Raw genomic sequence first — 20330 nt, 5'->3', positions numbered from 1 at the left:
CCATCGGCCGCACCAATTTGCTACCAATATAGCGGGTTCCGGGGATAGGACGGAGCCTTATGGAACTGGCAGGGAGTGCAGTCATGTTGGGATGGGGAAATCGTCACAATCAACTTTCGGCTGGCAATCCCGAAGCCTTCGGCAACGAACCGCCCGTCACCCAGATCGTCGACAAGCACCGCATAGCGCTCGCGCTTGGCGGCGGGGCTGCGCGCGGCTGGGCCCATATCGGCGTTCTGCGGGCGCTGGATGAGGCCGGGGTGAAGATCGGCATGATCGCCGGCACCTCGATTGGCGCGCTGGTCGGCGGTTGTTATCTCGCCGGCAAGCTCGATGAGCTGGAAGAATTCGCCCGTTCGCTGACGATGCGCCGCATTGCCGGCCTGCTCGATCTTACCATCGGCGGCGGTGGGCTCTTCGGCGGCATGCGGCTGACCAAGCGCATGCAGGAACATCTGGAAGGCCTGCGCGTCGAAAACCTCGACCATCCCTTCATCGCGGTCGCAACGGAACTGCGTACCGGCCACGAGGTCTGGATTCACCAGGGTGATCTCGTCACCGCGCTGCGCTCTTCCTATGCGCTGCCGGGCATTTTCGAACCCGTGCAGTGCAACGGCCGCACGTTGATCGACGGCGCGCTCGTCAATCCCGTACCGGTTTCGGTCTGCCGGGCCTATGAGCAGGCGCTGGTCGTCGCGGTCAATCTGAATTACGATCTTTTCGGCCGCTCCGCCGTGGTCAAGCACTCCGCGTCGCCATCGCATGGCGGCGTTGCGCCGGCTGTGGAAAGCCCGCCACGTCCCGGCCTGCCGGGCGTCATGGTGCAGGCCTTCAATATCATTCAGGACAGGATTTCGCGCTCGCGCCTGGCGGGCGACCCGCCCGACCTGATGCTTCACCCCCGCATCAACGATATCGGCCTCTCGGAATTCCACCGCGCCAGCGAAGCCATCGACCGGGGATACCAGGAAACGCGCGCTCGCATTCCGGAACTGGAGCGCATGCAGCAGGCATTCCGACGCTGATGCGCGAGACCCTCATCCCTGTGCTTGTCACACGAATCCAGCCGACGCATCCGCGTGGCGGAGGGACTCCTTTCAGCCCAAGGACTTGGGCTGACTAGATTCCTGTGACGGGCACAGGAATGAGGGACGTGATTCGCGTCGCGAACGAAATCACCCGGCAATATAGGCCTTGATTTGCTCCGCTTCGGCTTCGATCTCGCCAATCCGCGCCTTCACCACGTCACCGATGGAGATGATGCCGGCAAGGCGGCCATTTTCTTCAACCGGCACATGCCTGAAGCGTCCGCCCGTCATGATTTCCATCAGCTGATCGGTGGTGGAATTGTGCTGGCAGCGAATGACATTCTTGGTCATGGCCATCGACACGGATTGCTGGAGGGAGGCGGCGCCCTTGCCCGCCACAGCCTTTACGAGATCGCGCTCCGTGAAGATGCCGAGAACGACGCCATCGGCGTCTGTCACGACGACGGAACCGATCTTGTGCGCGTGCAGCGTTCCCGCCGCCTCACCGATGCTGACCTCCGGACCGACGGTCACGACGTCCCGGCCCTTGCGGTCGAGAAGATCCTTTACGAATGTTGCCATGCCTTCCTCCTCTTTGCAGTGACCCGCAGCGCCGCAGTCTCCCCCGGCAGTTGCAAATCAGGGGATATGGTGCGCTGAGGTCGGCATGAATGCAATCCCGGATGGGACGCGCGAAAGCAAATTTGCGCCACGGCCGACAAGGAGCGTGATCGGCTCAGACCAGTCTTCGATCGAAAAGCCCGAAGAACAGGAAGCCGAGCAGAAAGCCGAAGACATGCGCATCCCAGGCAATTTCACCGCCGACATCGCCGAACAGCGGCACGCCGACCGCAATCAGCACATTGCCGAACAGCCACATCAGCGTGAAGATCAGCACGGTGCGATTGGAAAGCGCACCAAGAATGCTCTGTCTCGGCATCAGATGCCCGAAGGAGGCGCTATATCCACCGCGCGCAGGAAAAGCGAAGCGGCAGGCCGCCCCCATCAGCGCCGAAACGACGCCGGATGCCCCGATCAGCACCGTCACATCGCCCCAGTTCAGCGCCGCGTGGCCGAAGGCGGAAACGGCGGCGGAAATGCACCATAACAGCACGAAGCGCACTGTTCCGATCCGGCGCAGAACCGGCGCGCCGAAGGCCATCAGCCACAATCCGTTAAAGAGAATGTGCTCGATACCGCCATGCAGGAAAGAATAGGTCACCGGCGTCCAGAGCCATTCCAGTCCCTGCTGGGAAAACGGCACCGCATAACGCAGCGGAATGAAGCCGAAGGTGAAGATGAACCAGCCGTTGCCTTCCTCCGAAAGGAGATAGGCGGGAACAACGTAAGCGACGATCAGCGCGGCCAGAATGCCCACCAGCAGCGACGGCAAGTTGAAGACGGGATTGTTCGTGTCGTCTTTCGGCTCCGTCGTTTGCGAAACCGGCGGCTGTTCGCCGTCCCCGTAGGACATGATCCCATCCCTGTCTTGGTCGAATTTTGCGTTCCCCGAGCAATATAGGAAGCCCGAACGAAAAAAAAGCCGTCCCGCCTTCGAAGCGCGCGACGCCCAAACCGTTATCGGCAAGGACGCCGGGCCGCAGGCGGTCCGGCTTGCGGGCTTGCCTTGAAATAACAGGCGACGCCATCGAATTGTGCTGACGGAGCTTTCCCCGACATGGCCGCTCCGATGCCACGACCGCCGCCGTCATTCAATATCAACCCTTTGTTAACCTTAATAAATCCGTTTGGCACAAAAATCGCTACACCTCCAGATACAGACGTTCGGATGGACATGATGTCCCAAAAACGAACATGGAGAGATGCTATGAAGAGCATGGCCGGACTGGACATATATGCCTATTGGGATGAATTGCGCGGCAAGCAATCCGCCCCGCGACGCGAGGACATCGATCCCGCAAAGCTGAAACATCACCTCGGCGATCTTTTTATCCTCACGGACAAGGGCGAGAACACCCCTTTCTTCCGCCTTGCCGGTACACGTCTTTGCGACCTGTTCGGCCGGGAATTGCGGGATCGCCCGTTTTCGGAACTGTGGCATCCGGCAAATGCCGTCTTCCCCTGCCGCGTCGCGCGCGGCATCCTTCATCATCAGTTGCCCGTGGTCTTCGATCTGGAGGCGGAGGACAGCCATGGCGCCGCACCGCAGGCATATGAAATGCTGCTCCTGCCGTTGCACACGGATCCGGACGCCGCGCCGAGGTTGCTCGGGGCGTTGCTTCCGGAGCGGCCGCGACACGAATTCGCCGCGCCCATCCAGTGCCTGTCCATGAAAAGCAGCCGCCTGCTGCGTCTGGACATCGCCCCGGCAGGGTATCCGCTGAACAAGAGGGCAGATGATACCCCGCGCGCAGAAAGCTGCTGACGGACCTGTTCCAACGCTCTCAGCTCCTCCGGGAGAGGTCCGGCAGCACCGGAATCTCAAAAAAATAAGTCAGAACTGTAACGATATTGCCGATCAGAAAAATTGTAGAGATTAAACAATACAGTCTGTTAACTCGCGCAAGGTAGAAACTTACCGTCATCATTCATTACAATTGCGCTGCCCATGTTTTCGTCCCGCTCGGTCAACACCGCCCAAATCTTGCGTCCGGTTGAGGAAGCTCATCTCGACGACGCCGTCCGTGTGTCCTTCACCGGCCGCCTGATGTTGCCCGATCATGAAGAATATGATTGCACCGCGACCGAGATGACCGCCGAAAGGGCGCAGTTCATCTGCCCGGGCATTGCCCGCCACGGTGATCGCGTCATCGCCTATCTCCAGCATATCGGCCGGATCGAAGGCACGGTGACATCGCTCATCGCATCCGGATTCCTCATCGCCATCAACGCGCCGGAGCGCAAGCGGGAAAAACTCGCCGCGCAGCTCGCCTGGATCGCCAAACGTCAATTGCTCGGCCTGCCGGAAGACCGCCGCCACGACCGCCTGACGCCGCGCAATGCGAGAGCCCAGCTCGTTCTGGAAGACGGCGTGCTCGTCGCCTGCCGGCTGATCGACCTTTCCCTGTCGGGTGCGGCAATCGAGATCGAAAACCGGCCGCCGCTCGGAAGCCGGGTCCAGCTCGGCAAGAACATGAGCGGCAAGGTGGTGCGCCACTTCATGGAAGGCGTCGCCGTCGAATTCGACCGCGTCCAGTCGCCCGACGCATTGATCGAATTTCTCTAAGTAGCTCCCCCCGGACACGGCAGGTTTTACGCCCGTAAGAATGCGTGCGGCATTTTTGGCGCGGTTTGCGCTCGCCCCAATCGCATGATTGCGAAGGCCCCCGGATGGCGCCTTGGCAGGCTATGCTCTGTCTTCGGCCATATCGGGCTCACCAGCCGCTCCTGGCGTCAGGTGCTTTATTCTCACTTTTCGCGACCGAACTCCATTTTATGCCATGACGTCAACGGCATGCGGCAGACCGGCCAGGATACGCCAAAGTCGATAAAGAGGATGAGCGGGGCGGAACATGTTACGCCCTTGGCCAGATCATCCACGGCGCGAAAATCGCGCCGCAAAACTTTTTTCCAGAAAAAATGCAGTTTTTTTGATTTTTTTTGTCGCTTTTTCCGACCTGTCCCAGCGTGAAACAGCCATCCCAAAACGGGAAACCCACCTCTTCACCAAGCGTCGCCAGCCAACCGCGCGCGACCACGGAAACCGCAGGACGCCGAAAACCGCTGTCAATACAGCGATCTAGATAGCTACCAAAAGCCTAAGGCCAAGACGCGTAAAATTGTAATAAAATTTGCCTCAAACATGCATAAAAACTAGTTCGAATACAGTTCAAAACAGCGGCTAATTTGCTGAAATTTAAGCTCAAATTGCGCTTCGCAAATTTCCGCCGGGTCAAAATATACCTGCGAATGTCTCCTCACCACGGGGAGACAAGCAATGAACAAGAACAACCGTTTCGTTTTCACTCTGATCGCATTCATCGTGAGCGCCTTCGCGCATCAAGCGAGCGCATCGCCGGCCGCCGTCATGCGCGTCATCGGCAAGGCCAATCCGCCGATCGGCCACTATGAATTCTGCCAGACCTATCAGAGCGAATGCCAGCCGACCTCGCTGGACAATGGCCCGATGAAGCTGACCGAAGAGCGCTGGAAAACGATGCTCGACGTCAACTACACCGTCAACACCACCATCACGCCGATGACCGACATGGAAATCTATGGCGTCGAAGAGCGCTGGGCATATCCCACCACCGTCGGCGACTGCGAAGACTTCGTGCTCCTGAAGCGCAAGATGCTGATGAACAAGGGCTTCTCCGCTTCCAACCTGTTGATCACCGTTGTTCTGCAGCCGAATGGCGAAGGCCACGCCGTTCTGACCATCCGCACCGATCGTGGCGATTTTGTTCTCGACAACATGCGCAACAAGGTCATGAACTGGTCGGAAACCGAATATACCTATCTGAAGCGCCAGGACACCGCCAATCCCGGCCGCTGGGTGAAAATTCAGGATGGTCGCGCCACCACTGCGGTCGGCGGCATCAACTGAACCAACAAACGACCCGTCTCCCCAAACGAAAAAGCCGGCTCCGCAAGGATGCCGGCTTTTTCATGTTCAGATCCGTTGAGCGTCAGAGCAGCCCAAGCTCCGCCAGTTCCCGCCTGAGATCGGAAGGCATATCCTCGCCGCCCGCGCCGCCGCCGAGATCGCGTGGCGCTTCATCGTCCTTCAGGTAACGCCAGCCCTGAAACGGGCGCTTCGGCGCGGGTGAGGTTTCGATAACCTCCGGACCGAGAATGAGATCGCAGCGGGAAATACCGTCTTCGCCTTTGAAGGAGCGGATATCGAGAAGTTTCTGCCGCGCCTGCACCTGTCCCTTGATGACCCAGTAGAGAGAGCCGCCTTCCAGCAGTTCCTCGACGCGCTTTGGGATCATCCGGGTGGTATGGACGCTATGCGGCTCAAGGCCAGCGGCAATTGCTGTCAGCGCGCGATGCGCGACCCAGTCTCGCAAGTCCTGGATTGAGTCCGCGCCAACGCATAGTTTGATGAGATGTAGAGGCATGCCCCTATCAATGCCTTTTTGCGACAGGCGTCAAGCATTTGCACGACGCCTGCCGCCCTGCCCGCTCAGCACTCCACAACGTTGACGGCGAGGCCGCCGGTGGAGGTTTCCTTGTATTTCTCGCTCATGTCGTTACCGGTCTGGCGCATGGTCTCGATACAGGCATCGAGCGGCACGAAATGCTGGCCGTCGCCCTTCAGCGCGAGCGAAGCCGCCGTCACCGCCTTGACAGCGCCAAGCGCATTGCGCTCGATGCAGGGCACCTGCACAAGGCCCGCGATCGGATCGCAGGTCATGCCAAGGTGATGTTCGAGCGCGATCTCTGCGGCATTCTCCACCTGTTCGGGCGATCCGCCCATGACCGCGGCAAGACCCGCCGCCGCCATGGCCGCAGCCGATCCGACTTCGCCCTGACAGCCCACTTCCGCGCCCGATATCGAAGCATTGTGCTTGATGATGCCGCCGATGGCGGCGGCCGTCAGCAGGAAGTCCCGCACGTCGTCAATCGTCGCATCCTCATGGAAATGCCGGAAATATCTGACGGTGGCCGGAACGACACCAGCCGCACCATTGGTCGGCGCGGTCACCACGCGGCCGCCGGCGGCGTTTTCCTCGTTCACGGCCATCGCGTAGACGCTCAGCCAGTCATTGGCCATGACAGGATTCAGCCGGTTGCTGCGCCATTCCGCATTCAGCTTTTCGTAGATGGAGCGGGCACGTCGGCGCACCTTCAGACCTCCAGGCATAATGCCATCCACTTTCAGACCGCGCTCGATGCAGCCATTCATGGCTTCCCAGATCTGGTCGAGACGCTCGTTCAGCTCCTCGCGGGAAACCACCGTCTCCTCGTTGGCGCGCTTCATCTGGGCGATGGTGCGGCCGGAACGGGCCGCCATATCCAGCATTTCCCGCGCCGTCCCAAATGGATAAGGCACGCGCGGACCGTTATCGATAGTCTTGCCGCGCTGTTTGATCGCCTCCAGTTCCGTATCGGTCACGACGAAACCGCCGCCAACAGAATAATAGATGCGCTTGATGAGCAGCCTGCCCTGATTGTCGAAGGCGGAAAAGGTCATGCCGTTGGCATGGCCGGGCAGCGGGTTCTTCTTGTCGAAGACCAGATCTTCAGCCGAGCGGAAAACATAGGACGGATGGCCGGGCGGCGTCACGACGCCGGCCTTTTCCACCGACTCGATGATCGCATCCATGGCATCGGGATCGACGAGGTCCGGCCGCTCGCCGGTGAGGCCGAGGATGACGGCACGGCCGGTGCCGTGGCCGATGCCGGTGAAGGCGAGCGAGCCATGCAGGCTGACCTTCAGCTGCGCAACGGCCGCACCTGCCGGCCGCGGCCAGTCATCGCTAAGGATCAGCGCCAGGAAACGGTTAGCCGCCGTCATCGGCCCCATCGTGTGGGAGCTCGAGGGACCGATACCGATCTTGAAGACGTCGAAGACCGAAAGAAACATGAAGTTCGCCCTGAATAAGAATGGATTCCACCATCATCATATCCAAAGCCGAAACGGATCGCCACAAAAGAGCGTCAGCGGTTTGCGCAGCTGCGACATGAGCGTCCCGGAAACGAAAACAGCACGGTTTCCAGAGGAAAACCGCGCCGTTTCAAAACCCGTCATTCAGGAGAAGTGCTTATGGGCTGCCAAAAATGTACGTCAATGCGAGAAAAGCGGCAAAGCCTGCAAGTGCGCGCAAGGTGACGCCCCAGCAGGATTTCTGAGCGGTTTCTTCCATGATTACTCCAGCTATTCACTCTCCGGGGGATCTTCGAGACCCGGCCCGTTGAGCCAAGCATTTATTAAAATCCGGCGGCGAAGGCAAATGCAAAAAGCGGCTAAATGAAGGCGTTTTTGACAGGCTGCCATTCGCGGTATGCATAGGTATGTGAAAAAACAAGGTGTTAGCGCGATGTCTGTTTAAGCGCCATTTTAGCGATCGCCGCAATTTAGGCTAAAGTGTAACCGTTATTTAAAGCTTTCCCACAAACACCTGTTGAAAACTCATGCGGCAAAACACCTTAGAGTCGAATTTCTTTCGCCGAAGCGCCGACTCTTGAAAGGCCGCGATTGCTGCTTTATCGACGATGGCAACGACAACGATGCGAGTCTTTCCATGCAGCAGGCATCCTCCTTTCCTGATCGCGAAACGGTCGCGTCGAAACTCACTTCGCTTGGCAGCGAGGATAAAGCCTGGATGCTGCTGTTGATGGAAAACGCCTTACAGGACGAAAACCTGCTGGCCGGCCTCAATCTTTATCTCGACCGGCAGGCCAATGCCCGTTTCCTCAACAGCCTGAAACTGGAAACGGCGGGCGAATGGCTTGGCGGCAATGCCCCTGCCCGGCTGCAGATTCGCATCAACGAAACCGCAAGGGCCAGCCAGCACCCCGCCTATATCGCCTTCCGCAAGGGGTTGACGGCATCGGCCGGTCTCGAAAAAGCCTATCCCAAGGCGCCGATCTGATCGGCCCGCCTAGTCCGGCACCCTGTCCACAACGGCGATAATCGGCCCCATCGGAAAGAGCGAGTCCCGCCTTTTCATCGCGGGAATATCGACGCTGGATATTGTGCCATCGAGATAGAGGGCGTTCGGCGCATCCAGCACATCCCTGAACAGGGAAGCGAAATCGTAAAAGCGCACGGTATTTTCCGAAATAGCGAAATGCACCACGCCGTCGCGGGAGACGCCAACACCGTTGCGGCGTTTCAGGCTGTCGCTATCAGGCAGAAAACGCGGATGCAGCTTGCCGTCGATGACGAGCATCGGCCCGGATTGCGTGGCGAAATCAGGCTTCGGATCCGCCGCGATATAGGCGTCGGTTTCCAGTACGCCAGCCTTGTCCCCCTTCAGATAAAACACGCCGTTCGGCAGAAGGTGGAAATTGCCCCAGCCGCCCCGCGTGCTGATCGATGAGCGCTCCACCCCATTTTCAATGTAGAGGCCGACCGGCGAATAGTCGGAATGATACATGCCGCCGTTCATGGCGAAGATGCTGAACATATGCTGGCGCCACAGGGCTGAAGAAAGATCGGCGAAATTCCGATATCCCTGCCCGGAGATATGGTCGCGATCATAAATACGGATGGTGTTCTTCGCCGGATCGAAACTGCAGACGATATAGCGCCCACCCGCATGGTCGATGGCCTTGCAGAAATCCGCCTGCCCGCCGGCCTGCGCGGAAAATGGCAAAAGCAACGGCAGCAGCAACTGCGCCAGTTTCTTCATCGATAAAATCATGCCCGCCCCTTTGATTCTCGTCAGGCGAACATTCGCAGGGAAATTCGGTCAAAGAAAAGGCGCCGCCCTGGTTTTCGGGCAACGCCTTTCCGGGAGGGGAGTCGATTAACGACGCGCTGCGCGGTCCACGCTGCGGCCGGCATCCTGCGTCGCGTCAACGGCGTTTGCCGTATCCCGGCCCATGCCGCGAATGGTGTTGCCGCAGGAACTCAGGGTGACAACGGTCAGCAAAGCCACGAAAACGGTCGAAAGAATACGTGTAATCATGTGAAACTACTCCCCTATGACTTGCCGTCCAAAGGCAAGCGCCGATGTGATATGCGTCACAATAACGTGAGTCCGAAAAAACGGTTCCAGCGGCATTTCAAAAAATCCCGTCGATGAAAATTAACATGGTTTTGAAGTTCACGCGTGAAACTCGGCATCTGGATCATGGCTTAGGAAAATCCCGTGGGTGATATGACTGACATCAACAATCGGCTTCTGGTGATGACGGCGGGGGGCGCAAACCCCAATGTCATGATCAATGCGCTGGCGACACGATTTCCCGATATCCATGTTTTCATGGAACAGCCGGAAAGCAAGTCGGTGATTTTCCGGCGGCGTGCGCGCCGACTGGGCTGGATAATCGCCGCAGGCCAGATGGCGACGATGATCGCCTCGCGGCTCGGCAAACGCTTTACTGTGCGTAGAAGTGCTGAGATCATCGCCGAACACGGTCTTTCCGCCGATCTCCACCACAGCCTTCCCGTCACGCAATTCGCCTCGCTCAACGATGAAGAATGCCGCAACGCCGCCAATCTGCTGAAACCGGCGGCGATATTCACCATCTCCTGCCGCCTGCTGACGCCAGCCACGCTGCAAGCCCTGCAATGCCCGGTCATTAATTTCCACGCCGGCATCAACCCCGCATATCGTGGCCAGATGGGCGGTTACTGGGCGCTGGTGGAAAGGGACCGCGGCAATTTCGGCGCGACCGTGCATCTGGTCGACAAGGGTGTGGATACCGGCGCCACGCTCTACGAAAAGCGGCTGAAACCCTCGCCTTCCGACACGATTGCCACCTATCCGCTGCTCTTGACCGCCGCTTCGGTGGACATCGCCGTCAGCGCCATCGAGGACGCCCTTTCCGGCAGCCTTGCGCCGCAGCCTCCCTCGCCCGGCAAATCGGTACTGCGCTTCCCGCCGACCATCTGGACCTGGCTATGGAATGGCCTGACGAAACGGATCTGGTAAAACCGCACGTCAATGAATTGGGGGGCGAGCTTCGTCGCAGATGCAAGCCTGTCTTGCCGCAACGGGCACAGACTTCGCCGCAAAATAGGTGCATGGTAATAAAAAGGATCACGCACAAATTGCCCGATATTTCCGCTGCTCCCATCATTCCCGCCTCCATCGAAGCCTCGCCCGCGCAGGTGCTTGGCGCGAGCGACCTTGCCGGCCTTTTCCCGCAGGGCGTGCGCGTCTATCTCACCGACACCGGAGCGGCCTCGCAGGATAGGCTCGTTGAAGCCGCAGCACATTTGCGCAACCTTGGTTACGAGCCGGTGCCGCATCTTGCAGCACGACGCATCCCTTCAAGCGCGGCGTTTGTGGAACAGGTCAGACGGCTTGCCGGAGAAGCGGGCGTAACCGATGTTCTGGTTGTCGGCGGCGGCGTCGAACGGCCGGTCGGCCCCTTCGCATCCAGCATGGACATGTTGTCCACCGGCATTTTCGACCGTTGCGGCATAAATCAGATCGCTATCGCCGGCCACCCGGAAGGCAGCCCGGACTTCAACGACGACACGGCAATGGCCGCACTCCGGTTGAAACGCGATTTTGCCGAGAGAAGCGATGCCGCAATGCGCATCGTCACGCAGTTCGGCTTTGATCCCGCCCGTTTCATCGCCTGGGCGGAAGGGCTTATCGCGTCTGGCATTGAGCTTCCGGTGCATATCGGCGTTTCCGGCCCGGCCAAGATCACGACGCTCTTGAAATATGCAGCACTCTGCGGCGTCGGCAATTCCATTGCGTATCTGAAGAAAAACGCGCTTTCCCTGACGACGCTTGCCAGAGGACACTCGCCGGAAAGCATCGTCGGGCCGATCGAGCGGCACTGGCAGGCCAGTCCGCAAGGGCCGATACGGCAAATTCACGTCTTCCCCTTCGGCGGATTGCAGAATTCGGCCGACTGGCTGGTCAAACGTGGAAGCTGGCAAACCGGCGCAGCGGACCGTGCTGCATCGCCGGATTCAAGGGCTGGCTAAAGCATTTCCGGGAAAAGCGGACCCCGGTTTTCCGTCCGGAAATGCGCCAGAACTGTCTAAAAGCTGCCATTCTGGCCGCCGCGTACTCCCGAGACCTCAAGCCGCCTTGGCAACCTCGAGAAACGCATTGCGAATGCTTTCAGCGACGGCAAGAACAGGACGGGACGCCTTGTCGCCCATGATCAGGCGGATATCGAAACACCCAAGCTCCGGCAGGCCTTCCTTCTCGCCCAGAATGACCATGTCGTTCTGCACATAAGATCGCGGCAGCGGCGCAATGGCGAGATCGGCGACAATCGCCGCACGCTGCGCCATGGTATGACCGCTGAGATAGGCCACCCGGAAATTGCGCCCTCGCTTTTCCAGCGAATTAATCGCTTCCGAACGCCAGATGCAGCCGTCTTCCCAGATGGAGATGGGCAGCGGATCGCGCAGATAAGCGGCGCCGCATTTGGCGCCTGCCCAGACAAGCCGCTCGCGCATCAGCACCTCGCCCGTATCCCGCAAGGGATGGGAGGCGCAGTTGACGAGGGCGAGATCGAGCCTCTGCTCATCCATGCGCTTGTAGAGATTGGAGCTGGAATCGATGGTGACGTCGATCATGATGCCGGGGAAAGCCTCGGCGAAGCGCTTGAGAATGCCCGGCAGCAGGCCGCGCTCGCCAATATCTTCCGGCGCGCCGAGACGGACGACGCCGGAAAGTTCGGGCATGACGAAACGAGACACGGCCTCGTTGGACAGCGCAATCATCCGCCGCGCATAGGTCAGAAGTGTCTCGCCATGCGCCGTCAATGTCACCGAGCGGGCGTCGCGCAGAAAAAGCGTCGTTTTCAACTGCTCTTCGAGCTTCTTGATCTGCATGGAAACGGCGGAAGGCGTTCTGAACACCACTTCCGCGGCGGTGGAGAAATTTCCCGTTTCCGCGATGGCGACGAAGGTTCTCAATATGTCGTTATCCAGCAACGGCAGCGGCTGGCGGAAAGTCACGGTCATGGCACGCACCTTCAAATATTTTGATTTATAGATGGATATCATTTCGTTTGATTGAATGTCAACAAGCGCGCACCATCCGGGACATCGATTGACGGGGAGCATCGAGCCTCGTCGGCGGCGACTATAGAAATCGCAAGCAGGATCGTGGTTCAGGAAAGGATCAAGACATGACCATGATACATTATCTCCCGGTGGCGAACCGTTTCTCGCGCCGTCCGTCATCCAGCGGCTGGCTTCATCGCCTGTTCGACCATGTTTCCGCCCGTTATGCCGCATGGCGTCGCGAAAAAATGCTTCGTGCACTGGAAGCATTGCCTCCTGAAACATTGAAGGATATCGGATGGCCAACGACGGACAACAGCCGCATAAACGTCATCCGCAGATGACATTCAACCGATGGCTCGCAACGTTTTCAGACATGCGAGCCATCCCCGCCAACCCCTCTAATGCAAGGATGCGCGCGCAAAACAGCCTGCCTGTTTTACATGCGACACACCGCCTTTTTTAAGACTTGTCGCAAAATTTGCATATTTCAAAAGCGATTTTTTGACAGCCCCGATTCCACGGCGTATTTTTCGTTAAAGATGTCGTAGGCAGGACATCCAGAAGACCAATTCCAAGAGAGGAATTGCGTATTCGCAACGGAGCACGGGCAAATGAGCAGGAACTCCCAGAAGAAACGCTCAATCGTCTTTTTTCTCATTCCGCAATTTACCATGCTGCCATTCGCTGCAGCGGTTGAAACGCTTCGCATCGCCAACCGAATGTTGGGCTATCAGGCCTATGAGTGGCGCCTCTCCTCGCTTGATGGCCAGAAGGTCATGTCATCAAGCGGCATCTGTCTGGAGGCCGACACCTGTCTTGCCGATGAGCGGCGTTACGTCAGCGGCGAAAACCGTCCGGAAATGGCGATCATCTGTTCGGGCATCGATGTGGACCAGCACATCAACAAGTCCGTCAACGCCTGGCTGCGCGAAGCCTATAATCGTGGCATCGCCATAGGCAGCCTCTGTACCGCCGCCCATATTCTCGCACAGGCCGGCCTTTTGAACGGCAAGCGTTGCGCAATCCACTGGGAGAACCTGCCCGGTTTTTCCGAGGCCTTTCCGCAGGTGGAAGTTTATGCCGACCTCTTCGAAGTCGATAGCAACATCTACACCTGCGCCGGCGGCACGGCTTCGCTTGACATGATGCTGAGCCTGATCGGCCAGGATTTCGGTGAAAACCTTGTCAACCGCGTCTGCGAACAGCAATTGACCGACAGGGTGCGCAGCCCCAATGACCGTCAGCGCCTGCCGCTGCGCGCCCGCCTCGGCGTCCAGAACAGCAAGGTCCTGTCGATCATCGAATTGATGGAAGGCAATCTCGCCGAACCGCTGTCGCTGCTCGACATCGCCGACGCCGCCGATCTTTCGCGCCGGCAGGTGGAACGCCTCTTCCGCCAGGAGATGGGTCGCTCGCCCGCCCGCTATTATCTCGAAATCCGCCTCGACCGCGCCCGCCACCTGCTGGTGCAATCGGCCATGCCGGTGGTCGAAGTCGCCGTCGCCTGCGGTTTCGTCTCCGCCTCGCATTTTTCCAAGTGTTATCGCGAAATCTATAACCGCACCCCGCAGCAGGAGCGCGCCGAACGCAAGCTCCTGATCAGCGCATCGAGAATGGCGATGGCGAATCAGGCGGGCAAGGCCGCGCATTGAGACGGCGGCTCTAACCTCCCAGGCGCGATGGTACGCGCCTGGCCTCAACCGGAAAACAGTTCACAAAAACGGCCGGACCGCATGAGCAAGGTCCTCCGCTGTCATGCCGTCACCTGCCCTATGGCCGGCCTCGCCATGCAGCCAGACCCCGGCCGCTGCCGCTTCGAAGGCCGGCGCACCCTGCGCCAAAAGCGCGCCGATGACGCCGGCCAGCACATCGCCTGATCCAGCCGTCGCAAGGCTCGCCGGCGCATTGGTGTTGACCAGCGCCCGGCCGTCGGGTGCGGCAATCACCGTGTCCGCACCTTTATAGACCAGCACCGCGCTACTGCGCGCCGAGGCGATCTGCGCCCTCTCGATCTTGCTCAACATCTTGTCGGCGACAAGATCGGGAAACAGTCGCGCAAACTCTCCCTCATGCGGCGTCAGCACGAATTTGCCCGCGCCCGACCCGACGCGCGCAAACAGGGCCTCCTTATGATCGCTGAAAGCCGTAATTGCATCGGCATCCAGCACCACCGCCTTGTCTCCAAGCAGGGATACGTATTGCCGCGCCTTTTCGAGGTCGCCGAAACCCGGGCCAAGAACGAAAGCGCCATGACGCCTATCATCCAGCCACGACAGCAGATCGTCGGCATCGTCCACCGGCGTGTTCATCACCGCCGTCAGCGTGACGGACAGCTCGTCGAGCGCTTGCCTCGGCGCGGCGATGGTGACGATCCCCGCCCCCGCCTTCAACGCAGAAAGCGCGGTCATGCGGCTTGCACCCGTCGCATGGGCCGGGCCGGAAAAGACGGTCAGGTGCCCGCGACGGAATTTGTGGGTTTCCATATCGGCATGAGGCAAGGCATCCCGCCAGACCAATGGGCTATTTTCCGCCAACGCTCCCGCGTGGGCGTCAAGGATACGGGACGGAATGCCGATATCGAACACCTCGAGCGTTCCACAAAGCGCCCGCCCCGGCATCAGCAGATGACCCGGCTTGCGCGCCATGAAGGTCACCGTACGCTCAGCCCTGAACGATGCGCCGAGAGGCACGCCCCGTCTGCCGCAGAGACCCGAGGGCAGATCGACGGCGAGAACCGGTGCCTTCGCCTGCGTGACCGCCTCGATCACGCGGATAAGTTCCTGCGGAACATCGCGGGACAATCCAGCCCCGAATACCGCGTCGATCACCACGTCGCCCGAAAGCGGCCTATAGTCGCCGAGCGGCAGCGGCGTCATGCCACTTCGCTCGAATGCCGTCCGCGCATCGCCCCTGAGCGCACCGATATCGCCGAGATGATGAACCGCGACGACCGCTCCGCTGTGCAGAAGCGCCCGCGCCGCCACATAACCATCGCCGCCATTATTGCCGCCGCCGCAGAGCACGACGAAACGCAGCGCCTGTGGATAGTGCCGCAACGCGGAAGAGGCGACCGCCTGACCCGCCCGCTCCATCAGATCATAGAGCGGAATGCCGGACTGCCCGGCCGCCGCATCGATAAGGGCCATCGCAGCAGGATCGAAAAGGGAAAACGGAGACAGGAATTTCATGCCCGATCATCCCTTCAAAACGCCGAAAAGGCAATCGATACAAAAATAAGCAATTTGATGCGGCGAAATAATAATCAAATGCACAAAATATAGACAATCAAGACAAGCCACATCTGCGCGCTTTCAAATATTAAAGATTCCTAAAACAATACAAATGCGGATAAATGCTGGTCGATTTTTCGGGTTTCGGCGAGAAATTGGCTGGAAAAGCGCAAAAAGCGAATGCATTTTGTGCCGGAAAGGCGGGGGATCGAAGTTTTTTCTTCAAGCCCGCTTCCGATCTGGCACAATACGTGCATTCTTGTGGCAGAGCGGGAGTTACCTGCTTTAACGGGAGAAGCGGAGAGATATTTTCTCATGAAAAAGATCGAAGCGATCATCAAGCCTTTCAAGCTCGATGAAGTGAAGGAAGCCCTTCAGGAAGTCGGACTTCAGGGAATCACGGTCACGGAAGCAAAAGGCTTTGGTCGTCAGAAGGGCCACACGGAACTCTACCGCGGTGCGGAGTACGTTGTGGACTTTTTGCCGAAAGTGAAAGTCGAAGTCGTATTGGCGGATGAGAATGCGGAAGCCGTCATCGAGGCGATCCGCAATGCGGCCCAGACAGGACGTATCGGCGACGGAAAGATTTTCGTTTCCAATGTCGAGGAAGTCATCCGCATCCGTACCGGTGAAACAGGCGTGGACGCCATATAATCAAGAACGTCCCGAGCCGGGGAGGCTTGGGTTTTCACCTCGTCATCATCACACTCAAGGAAAATGTTTAAATGACGACCGCAAACGATATCTTGAAGCAGATCAAGGATAACGACATCAAGTTCGTGGACCTGCGCTTTACCGACCCCAAGGGCAAGCTGCAGCACGTCACCATGGATGTTGTCTGTGTGGACGAAGACATGTTCGCCGATGGCGTCATGTTCGACGGCTCCTCGATCGCCGGCTGGAAGGCCATCAACGAGTCCGACATGGTGCTGATGCCCGATCCGGCCACCGCCCATATCGATCCGTTCTTCGCCCAGTCCACCCTCGTCATCCTTTGCGACATTCTCGACCCGGTCTCGGGTGAGGCCTATAACCGCGACCCGCGCGGCACCGCCAAGAAGGCCGAAGCCTATCTCAAGGCATCCGGTATCGGCGACACCGTTTTCGTCGGCCCCGAGCCGGAATTCTTCGTCTTCGACGACGTCAAGTACAAGGCAGATCCCTACAACACCGGCTTCAAGCTGGATTCGTCGGAACTGCCCTCCAACGACGACACCGACTACGAAACCGGCAACCTCGGTCACCGCCCGCGCGTCAAAGGCGGTTATTTCCCGGTTCCGCCGATCGACAGCCTGCAGGACATGCGCTCCGAAATGCTGACGGTTCTGGCCGAAATGGGCGTCGTCGTCGAAAAGCACCACCACGAAGTGGCTGCCGCACAGCACGAGCTGGGCGTGAAGTTCGACACGATGGTCTCCAGCGCCGACAAGATGCAGATCTACAAATATGTCGTGCATCAGGTCGCCAATGCCTATGGCAAGACGGCAACCTTCATGCCGAAGCCGATCTTCGGTGATAACGGTTCGGGCATGCACGTTCACCAGTCCATCTGGAAGGGCGGCAAGCCGACCTTCGCAGGCGATGAATATGCCGGTCTTTCCGAGACCTGCCTCTATTACATCGGTGGTATCATCAAGCACGCCAAGGCAATCAACGCCTTCACCAACCCGACCACCAACTCCTACAAGCGTCTGGTGCCGGGTTATGAAGCGCCGGTTCTGCTCGCCTACTCCGCGCGCAACCGCTCTGCCTCCTGCCGTATCCCCTTCGGCTCCAACCCGAAGGCAAAGCGCGTCGAAGTCCGCTTCCCGGACCCGACCCAGAACCCCTATCTCGGTTTTGCGGCCATGCTGATGGCCGGCCTTGACGGCATCAAGAACAAGATCCACCCCGGCAAGCCGATGGACAAGGACCTTTACGACCTTCCTGCCAAGGAACTGAAGAAGATCCCGACCGTCTGCGGCTCGCTGCGTGAAGCGCTCGAAAGCCTCGACAAGGATCGCAAGTTCCTGACCGCCGGCGGCGTGTTCGACGACGACCAGATCGACTCGTTCATCGAACTGAAGATGCAGGAAGTCATGCGTTTCGAAATGACCCCTCACCCGGTCGAATTCGACATGTACTACTCGGCCTGATCGGCCCTGCGAGCGCTCCAGGGGGCGCTCGATCCATCTCGGCGGTTTTCCCCGGAAAGCCGCCGTTTTCTTTTGAAGCCCAGCCATCATTGCGAAGAATGTCGAACAAGCCAGCCTCTCAGCAAACGCGCCTCACGGACTGGCTCATCTTTCTGGCGGTGCCGTTCTTTTTCTCCAGCAATGTCATTTTCGGCCGTGGCGTCGTCGGCGAAGTCTCGCCGTTCATCGCCGCCTTCATTCGCTGGATCGGCTCGACCCTCATTATCGCCCCCTTCATGATCGCCGACTGGCGCAACTGCCTTGCTTTCGTGCGGCGGAAAACGCTGCTCTGGCTCGTCCTCGGCATTCTCGGCATGGGAATTTGCGGCGGCGTGGTCTATTGGGGGCTGACCATGACGACGGCCGCCAACGGCACGCTGATCTATACGACGTCGTCGCTGTTCATCATCCTGTTCCAGCGCGTCTTTCAGGGCCGCCCGATCCGCAAGCTCGAAGTGGCTGGCATGGTCATCGCCTTTGCCGGCGTGGCAGCCATCGTGCTGAAGGGCGATGTGTCCGCCCTCTGGCGCCTGAATTTCAACATTGGCGATTTCGCGATCCTGACCGCAGCCATCGCCTTTGCGATCTACTCGCTGCTGCTGCGCGATCCCGCCGCGCGACAGATGGCCTCTTTCAGCCTTTTCGGCCTGATCGCCTTTTCCGGCGCGCTCGTGCTTCTGCCGCCGGCGGCGCTGGAACTGGCGCAGGGCGGCATGTTGCCCGCCACCCCAATGGCCTGGGCCAAGATCGGCGGCATCATCCTGTTCGCCTCGCTTCTCGCTTTCTATTGTTTTACTCACACGGTGCGTGTCTTCGGCCCAGCCACGGCTGGCGTCACGCTTTATATGATGCCGCCGGTCTCGATCCTCATGGCCACGCTGTTCCTGGGGGAGACTTTCGAGACCTATCACGCCATCGGCATCGTGCTGGTCACCGGCGGCGTCATCATCGCCACCGCGCCCATCGGCAAAAAGCGCTGAACACGGACGGCGGACAGGCGCCCAAACCGCTAGGTCTTGATATTTCGCATTCCGATACCAACTAGTATTGGGAAAGGAAGTACATGCCATGAAACAAAGAGACGCAAAATTCATGCTTGGCGAAATCGTTCGCCATAAGGTGTTTCCGTTCCGCGGTGTGGTAATCGACGTGGACCCGGAATATGCCAATACCGAGGAATGGTGGAACGCCATCCCCGCGGAAATCAGGCCGGATCGCGACCAGCCCTTCTATCATCTTCTGGCTGAAAACGAGGAGACTGAATATGTCGCTTACGTTTCCGAACAGAACCTCGTCCATGACGAAAACGAGACGCCGCTGAGAAATCCCAATATCGGCCGCATCTTCGACAAGGCGCCGAACGGCGAATGGCGACCCAAAATGTCGACGGCGCATTGACGCCACTCCAACTTTCTCCCGCCCTCCCCGGGACATAAAAAAACCGGTCTGTCGCCAGACCGGTTTTTCTGTTCCTGAAGCTTACGCTGCGATCAGGGCTTCGGCGCGCCCTTGGCGGCATCCTGTGCGGCTTCCAGCTTCTTGCGGGCCTCTTCAGCCTTTTTCTGCATGCCTTCCTGCAGGCTGCGCTGGCTTTCGGCAAGCTGCGACTGCGAGATGGCCGGACCGTCAAAAGCGCCGGTGAAACCGGTGAGCGCAATCTTGATGGGGTTCGGCGCGCGGCGGAAGTTGATGGAGGTGAAGACCACCTCGTTGCCCTTCTTCAGCGAAGCGATCATGGCGTCCGTCAGCGGAACTTCGGCCGTGCACTTGTCGGGAAGGCATACGGCGTAGTCGAGCTTCTGGCCCTTGCCGCCGTCGATTTGCATCATCACGCCCGGAGGGATGAGACGCGCGGTGGGGACGGAAACCTGCAGCAGCTTGCGGTTGACCTTACCTTCAACGGTGATGAGGCCGACAGCGGTGATCATCTGGCCGTTCTGGGCGAGAACCACGTTCTGCACGACGCAGACGTCGTTGTCTTCCTGCTTGGAGCAGGTCTTGAACCAGCCGAGCGGCGGTGCGCCAGAGCCCTGAGCGGCGGGAGCAGCATCCTGCGCCTGCGAGATTGCCGGAGCGGACATTGCGCCGAGAGAAAGGACCAGAGCGGACAGAGCTGTCCGGGTGAATGTGTTTGCCTTGTGCATCATAAGAGTTCCGTCTCCTGAATGTCTGCCAGAACAGAACCGCAAGATCCTGTTCGCCGATGGCGGTATCCTTCTGCCCGTTCAACTGTCGTTTAAATGAGGCAAATGCGTGACCCGTCTCTTCCGGCCACCCTGTTACATGCCGATCGCGGCGATATCCAGCACTTCTTTAACTTTTTCTTGAGCGGACC

Annotated in this window: 25 protein-coding genes; 14 read left to right on the top strand and 11 right to left on the bottom strand. The window is 59.1% G+C overall.

Going from position 1 to position 20330, the window contains the following annotated elements:
• The first annotated feature begins 83 nt into the window (after positions 1–83).
• A complete protein-coding gene (locus AGR1_RS05030; protein ID WP_080790549.1) occupies positions 84–1025 on the top strand; it encodes a patatin-like phospholipase family protein in 942 nt (313 codons plus the stop codon).
• Between the two features lie 150 nt (positions 1026–1175).
• Here the strand turns inward: AGR1_RS05030 and AGR1_RS05025 are convergent, their stop codons facing one another.
• Positions 1176–1610: a CBS domain-containing protein gene (locus tag AGR1_RS05025; RefSeq protein ID WP_149146342.1), complete on the bottom strand. Its 435-nt coding sequence runs from the start codon at positions 1608–1610 to the stop codon at positions 1176–1178.
• 154 nt (positions 1611–1764) lie between these two features.
• Positions 1765–2502 carry a rhomboid family intramembrane serine protease gene (locus AGR1_RS05020; protein ID WP_149146341.1) on the bottom strand — a complete coding sequence of 246 codons (738 nt, stop codon included), beginning with the start codon at positions 2500–2502 and terminating at the stop codon, positions 1765–1767.
• Positions 2503–2856: 354 nt separating this feature from the next.
• Between AGR1_RS05020 and AGR1_RS05015 the strand changes: the two genes are divergently transcribed.
• Positions 2857–3414, top strand: a complete 558-nt coding sequence (locus AGR1_RS05015) for a PAS domain-containing protein (RefSeq protein ID WP_162927508.1) — start codon at positions 2857–2859, stop codon at positions 3412–3414.
• A 183-nt stretch (positions 3415–3597) separates the two neighbouring features.
• Complete coding sequence (locus AGR1_RS05010) at positions 3598–4215, top strand: PilZ domain-containing protein (protein ID WP_149146340.1); 618 nt, start codon at positions 3598–3600, stop codon at positions 4213–4215.
• A gap of 182 nt (positions 4216–4397) precedes the next feature.
• Here the strand turns inward: AGR1_RS05010 and AGR1_RS05005 are convergent, their stop codons facing one another.
• On the bottom strand, positions 4398–4634 hold the full coding sequence (locus AGR1_RS05005) for a hypothetical protein (protein WP_246669627.1): 237 nt from the start codon (positions 4632–4634) through the stop codon (positions 4398–4400).
• 292 nt (positions 4635–4926) lie between these two features.
• Here AGR1_RS05005 and AGR1_RS05000 point away from each other — a divergent pair, with 292 nt between their 5' ends.
• A complete protein-coding gene (locus AGR1_RS05000; RefSeq protein WP_149146339.1) occupies positions 4927–5535 on the top strand; it encodes a transglutaminase-like cysteine peptidase in 609 nt (202 codons plus the stop codon).
• Between the two features lie 82 nt (positions 5536–5617).
• On the opposite strand, the gene AGR1_RS04995 is transcribed toward AGR1_RS05000, so the two are convergent.
• Together AGR1_RS04995 and AGR1_RS04990 are read right to left on the bottom strand one after the other, a co-directional pair.
• Positions 5618–6052, bottom strand: a complete 435-nt coding sequence (locus AGR1_RS04995) for a DUF1489 family protein (RefSeq protein ID WP_020012781.1) — start codon at positions 6050–6052, stop codon at positions 5618–5620.
• 65 nt (positions 6053–6117) lie between these two features.
• Positions 6118–7521 (bottom strand): L-serine ammonia-lyase, encoded by a 1404-nt coding sequence (locus AGR1_RS04990; RefSeq protein WP_080790536.1) that lies wholly within the window; start codon positions 7519–7521, stop codon positions 6118–6120.
• Between AGR1_RS04990 and AGR1_RS04985 the strand changes: the two genes are divergently transcribed.
• Positions 7520–7909 carry a hypothetical protein gene (locus AGR1_RS04985; protein ID WP_162927339.1) on the top strand — a complete coding sequence of 130 codons (390 nt, stop codon included), beginning with the start codon at positions 7520–7522 and terminating at the stop codon, positions 7907–7909. The two genes, AGR1_RS04990 and AGR1_RS04985, sit on opposite strands and share 2 nt — an antisense overlap.
• Positions 7910–8179: 270 nt before the next feature.
• A complete protein-coding gene (locus tag AGR1_RS04980; RefSeq protein ID WP_080792873.1) occupies positions 8180–8530 on the top strand; it encodes a hypothetical protein in 351 nt (116 codons plus the stop codon).
• A 9-nt stretch (positions 8531–8539) separates the two neighbouring features.
• On the opposite strand, the gene AGR1_RS04975 is transcribed toward AGR1_RS04980, so the two are convergent.
• A complete protein-coding gene (locus AGR1_RS04975) occupies positions 8540–9304 on the bottom strand; it encodes a phosphodiester glycosidase family protein (protein ID WP_149146338.1) in 765 nt (254 codons plus the stop codon).
• Positions 9305–9409: 105 nt separating this feature from the next.
• On the bottom strand, positions 9410–9571 hold the full coding sequence (locus AGR1_RS04970) for an entericidin A/B family lipoprotein (protein WP_004442283.1): 162 nt from the start codon (positions 9569–9571) through the stop codon (positions 9410–9412).
• A 192-nt stretch (positions 9572–9763) separates the two neighbouring features.
• On the opposite strand from AGR1_RS04970, the gene AGR1_RS04965 reads away from it, so the two are divergent.
• Together AGR1_RS04965 and AGR1_RS04960 are read left to right on the top strand one after the other, a co-directional pair.
• Entirely contained in the window at positions 9764–10540 is a 777-nt protein-coding gene (locus AGR1_RS04965; protein WP_077982088.1) for a formyl transferase, read from the top strand.
• Positions 10541–10632: 92 nt separating this feature from the next.
• Positions 10633–11553 carry a methylenetetrahydrofolate reductase gene (locus AGR1_RS04960; RefSeq protein ID WP_080790529.1) on the top strand — a complete coding sequence of 307 codons (921 nt, stop codon included), beginning with the start codon at positions 10633–10635 and terminating at the stop codon, positions 11551–11553.
• 96 nt (positions 11554–11649) lie between these two features.
• Here AGR1_RS04960 and AGR1_RS04955 read toward each other — a convergent pair whose 3' ends face one another.
• On the bottom strand, positions 11650–12588 hold the full coding sequence (locus AGR1_RS04955) for a LysR family transcriptional regulator (protein ID WP_170985519.1): 939 nt from the start codon (positions 12586–12588) through the stop codon (positions 11650–11652).
• A 125-nt stretch (positions 12589–12713) separates the two neighbouring features.
• Between AGR1_RS04955 and AGR1_RS04950 the strand changes: the two genes are divergently transcribed.
• The gene (locus AGR1_RS04950) at positions 12714–12932 is read left to right on the top strand and encodes a hypothetical protein (RefSeq protein WP_149146337.1); all 219 of its coding nucleotides are present in this window, start codon (positions 12714–12716) and stop codon (positions 12930–12932) included.
• A gap of 270 nt (positions 12933–13202) precedes the next feature.
• Entirely contained in the window at positions 13203–14243 is a 1041-nt protein-coding gene (locus tag AGR1_RS30140) for a GlxA family transcriptional regulator (RefSeq protein ID WP_077982085.1), read from the top strand.
• A gap of 60 nt (positions 14244–14303) precedes the next feature.
• Here the strand turns inward: AGR1_RS30140 and AGR1_RS04940 are convergent, their stop codons facing one another.
• Both AGR1_RS04940 and AGR1_RS29490 read right to left on the bottom strand, forming a co-directional pair.
• Positions 14304–15779 (bottom strand): NAD(P)H-hydrate dehydratase, encoded by a 1476-nt coding sequence (locus tag AGR1_RS04940; protein WP_149146336.1) that lies wholly within the window; start codon positions 15777–15779, stop codon positions 14304–14306.
• 140 nt (positions 15780–15919) lie between these two features.
• Positions 15920–16138: a hypothetical protein gene (locus tag AGR1_RS29490; RefSeq protein WP_187772043.1), complete on the bottom strand. Its 219-nt coding sequence runs from the start codon at positions 16136–16138 to the stop codon at positions 15920–15922.
• Here AGR1_RS29490 and AGR1_RS04935 point away from each other — a divergent pair.
• The 4 genes from AGR1_RS04935 to hspQ all read left to right on the top strand — a co-directional run bounded on the left by AGR1_RS04935 (position 16137) and on the right by hspQ (position 19393).
• Positions 16137–16475 carry a P-II family nitrogen regulator gene (locus AGR1_RS04935; RefSeq protein WP_003515720.1) on the top strand — a complete coding sequence of 113 codons (339 nt, stop codon included), beginning with the start codon at positions 16137–16139 and terminating at the stop codon, positions 16473–16475. The genes AGR1_RS29490 and AGR1_RS04935 overlap by 2 nt on opposite strands.
• Positions 16476–16546: 71 nt before the next feature.
• Positions 16547–17956: a type I glutamate--ammonia ligase gene (gene glnA / locus AGR1_RS04930; protein WP_080790523.1), complete on the top strand. Its 1410-nt coding sequence runs from the start codon at positions 16547–16549 to the stop codon at positions 17954–17956.
• 98 nt (positions 17957–18054) lie between these two features.
• Positions 18055–18975 carry a DMT family transporter gene (locus AGR1_RS04925; RefSeq protein ID WP_149146335.1) on the top strand — a complete coding sequence of 307 codons (921 nt, stop codon included), beginning with the start codon at positions 18055–18057 and terminating at the stop codon, positions 18973–18975.
• Between the two features lie 88 nt (positions 18976–19063).
• On the top strand, positions 19064–19393 hold the full coding sequence (gene hspQ / locus AGR1_RS04920) for a heat shock protein HspQ (RefSeq protein WP_080790519.1): 330 nt from the start codon (positions 19064–19066) through the stop codon (positions 19391–19393).
• A gap of 92 nt (positions 19394–19485) precedes the next feature.
• Here the strand turns inward: hspQ and AGR1_RS04915 are convergent, their stop codons facing one another.
• The gene (locus AGR1_RS04915) at positions 19486–20142 is read right to left on the bottom strand and encodes an invasion associated locus B family protein (protein WP_080790517.1); all 657 of its coding nucleotides are present in this window, start codon (positions 20140–20142) and stop codon (positions 19486–19488) included.
• Positions 20143–20330: the final 188 nt, after the last annotated feature.

The organism is Agrobacterium sp. B1(2019) (genome assembly GCF_008274755.1).
GTDB lineage: Bacteria > Pseudomonadota > Alphaproteobacteria > Rhizobiales > Rhizobiaceae > Agrobacterium > Agrobacterium salinitolerans.
The sequence above is the reverse complement of the archived record's forward strand: the minus strand, read 5'-3'. Positions and strand labels throughout refer to the sequence as shown.

Coding starts and splice junctions, on each gene's coding strand:
- AGR1_RS05030 (WP_080790549.1), top strand. CDS start 84: ATGTTGGGATGGGGAAATCGTCACAATCAACTTTCGGCTGGCAATCCC.
- AGR1_RS05025 (WP_149146342.1), bottom strand. CDS start 1,610: ATGGCAACATTCGTAAAGGATCTTCTCGACCGCAAGGGCCGGGACGTC.
- AGR1_RS05020 (WP_149146341.1), bottom strand. CDS start 2,502: ATGTCCTACGGGGACGGCGAACAGCCGCCGGTTTCGCAAACGACGGAG.
- AGR1_RS05015 (WP_162927508.1), top strand. CDS start 2,857: ATGAAGAGCATGGCCGGACTGGACATATATGCCTATTGGGATGAATTG.
- AGR1_RS05010 (WP_149146340.1), top strand. CDS start 3,598: ATGTTTTCGTCCCGCTCGGTCAACACCGCCCAAATCTTGCGTCCGGTT.
- AGR1_RS05000 (WP_149146339.1), top strand. CDS start 4,927: ATGAACAAGAACAACCGTTTCGTTTTCACTCTGATCGCATTCATCGTG.
- AGR1_RS04995 (WP_020012781.1), bottom strand. CDS start 6,052: ATGCCTCTACATCTCATCAAACTATGCGTTGGCGCGGACTCAATCCAG.
- AGR1_RS04985 (WP_162927339.1), top strand. CDS start 7,520: ATGAAGTTCGCCCTGAATAAGAATGGATTCCACCATCATCATATCCAA.
- AGR1_RS04990 (WP_080790536.1), bottom strand. CDS start 7,521: ATGTTTCTTTCGGTCTTCGACGTCTTCAAGATCGGTATCGGTCCCTCG.
- AGR1_RS04980 (WP_080792873.1), top strand. CDS start 8,180: ATGCAGCAGGCATCCTCCTTTCCTGATCGCGAAACGGTCGCGTCGAAA.
- AGR1_RS04975 (WP_149146338.1), bottom strand. CDS start 9,304: ATGATTTTATCGATGAAGAAACTGGCGCAGTTGCTGCTGCCGTTGCTT.
- AGR1_RS04970 (WP_004442283.1), bottom strand. CDS start 9,571: ATGATTACACGTATTCTTTCGACCGTTTTCGTGGCTTTGCTGACCGTT.
- AGR1_RS04965 (WP_077982088.1), top strand. CDS start 9,764: ATGACTGACATCAACAATCGGCTTCTGGTGATGACGGCGGGGGGCGCA.
- AGR1_RS04960 (WP_080790529.1), top strand. CDS start 10,633: ATGGTAATAAAAAGGATCACGCACAAATTGCCCGATATTTCCGCTGCT.
- AGR1_RS04955 (WP_170985519.1), bottom strand. CDS start 12,588: ATGATATCCATCTATAAATCAAAATATTTGAAGGTGCGTGCCATGACC.
- AGR1_RS04950 (WP_149146337.1), top strand. CDS start 12,714: ATGACCATGATACATTATCTCCCGGTGGCGAACCGTTTCTCGCGCCGT.
- AGR1_RS30140 (WP_077982085.1), top strand. CDS start 13,203: ATGAGCAGGAACTCCCAGAAGAAACGCTCAATCGTCTTTTTTCTCATT.
- AGR1_RS04940 (WP_149146336.1), bottom strand. CDS start 15,779: ATGAAATTCCTGTCTCCGTTTTCCCTTTTCGATCCTGCTGCGATGGCC.
- AGR1_RS04935 (WP_003515720.1), top strand. CDS start 16,137: ATGAAAAAGATCGAAGCGATCATCAAGCCTTTCAAGCTCGATGAAGTG.
- AGR1_RS29490 (WP_187772043.1), bottom strand. CDS start 16,138: ATGAGAAAATATCTCTCCGCTTCTCCCGTTAAAGCAGGTAACTCCCGC.
- glnA (WP_080790523.1), top strand. CDS start 16,547: ATGACGACCGCAAACGATATCTTGAAGCAGATCAAGGATAACGACATC.
- AGR1_RS04925 (WP_149146335.1), top strand. CDS start 18,055: ATGTCGAACAAGCCAGCCTCTCAGCAAACGCGCCTCACGGACTGGCTC.
- hspQ (WP_080790519.1), top strand. CDS start 19,064: ATGAAACAAAGAGACGCAAAATTCATGCTTGGCGAAATCGTTCGCCAT.
- AGR1_RS04915 (WP_080790517.1), bottom strand. CDS start 20,142: ATGATGCACAAGGCAAACACATTCACCCGGACAGCTCTGTCCGCTCTG.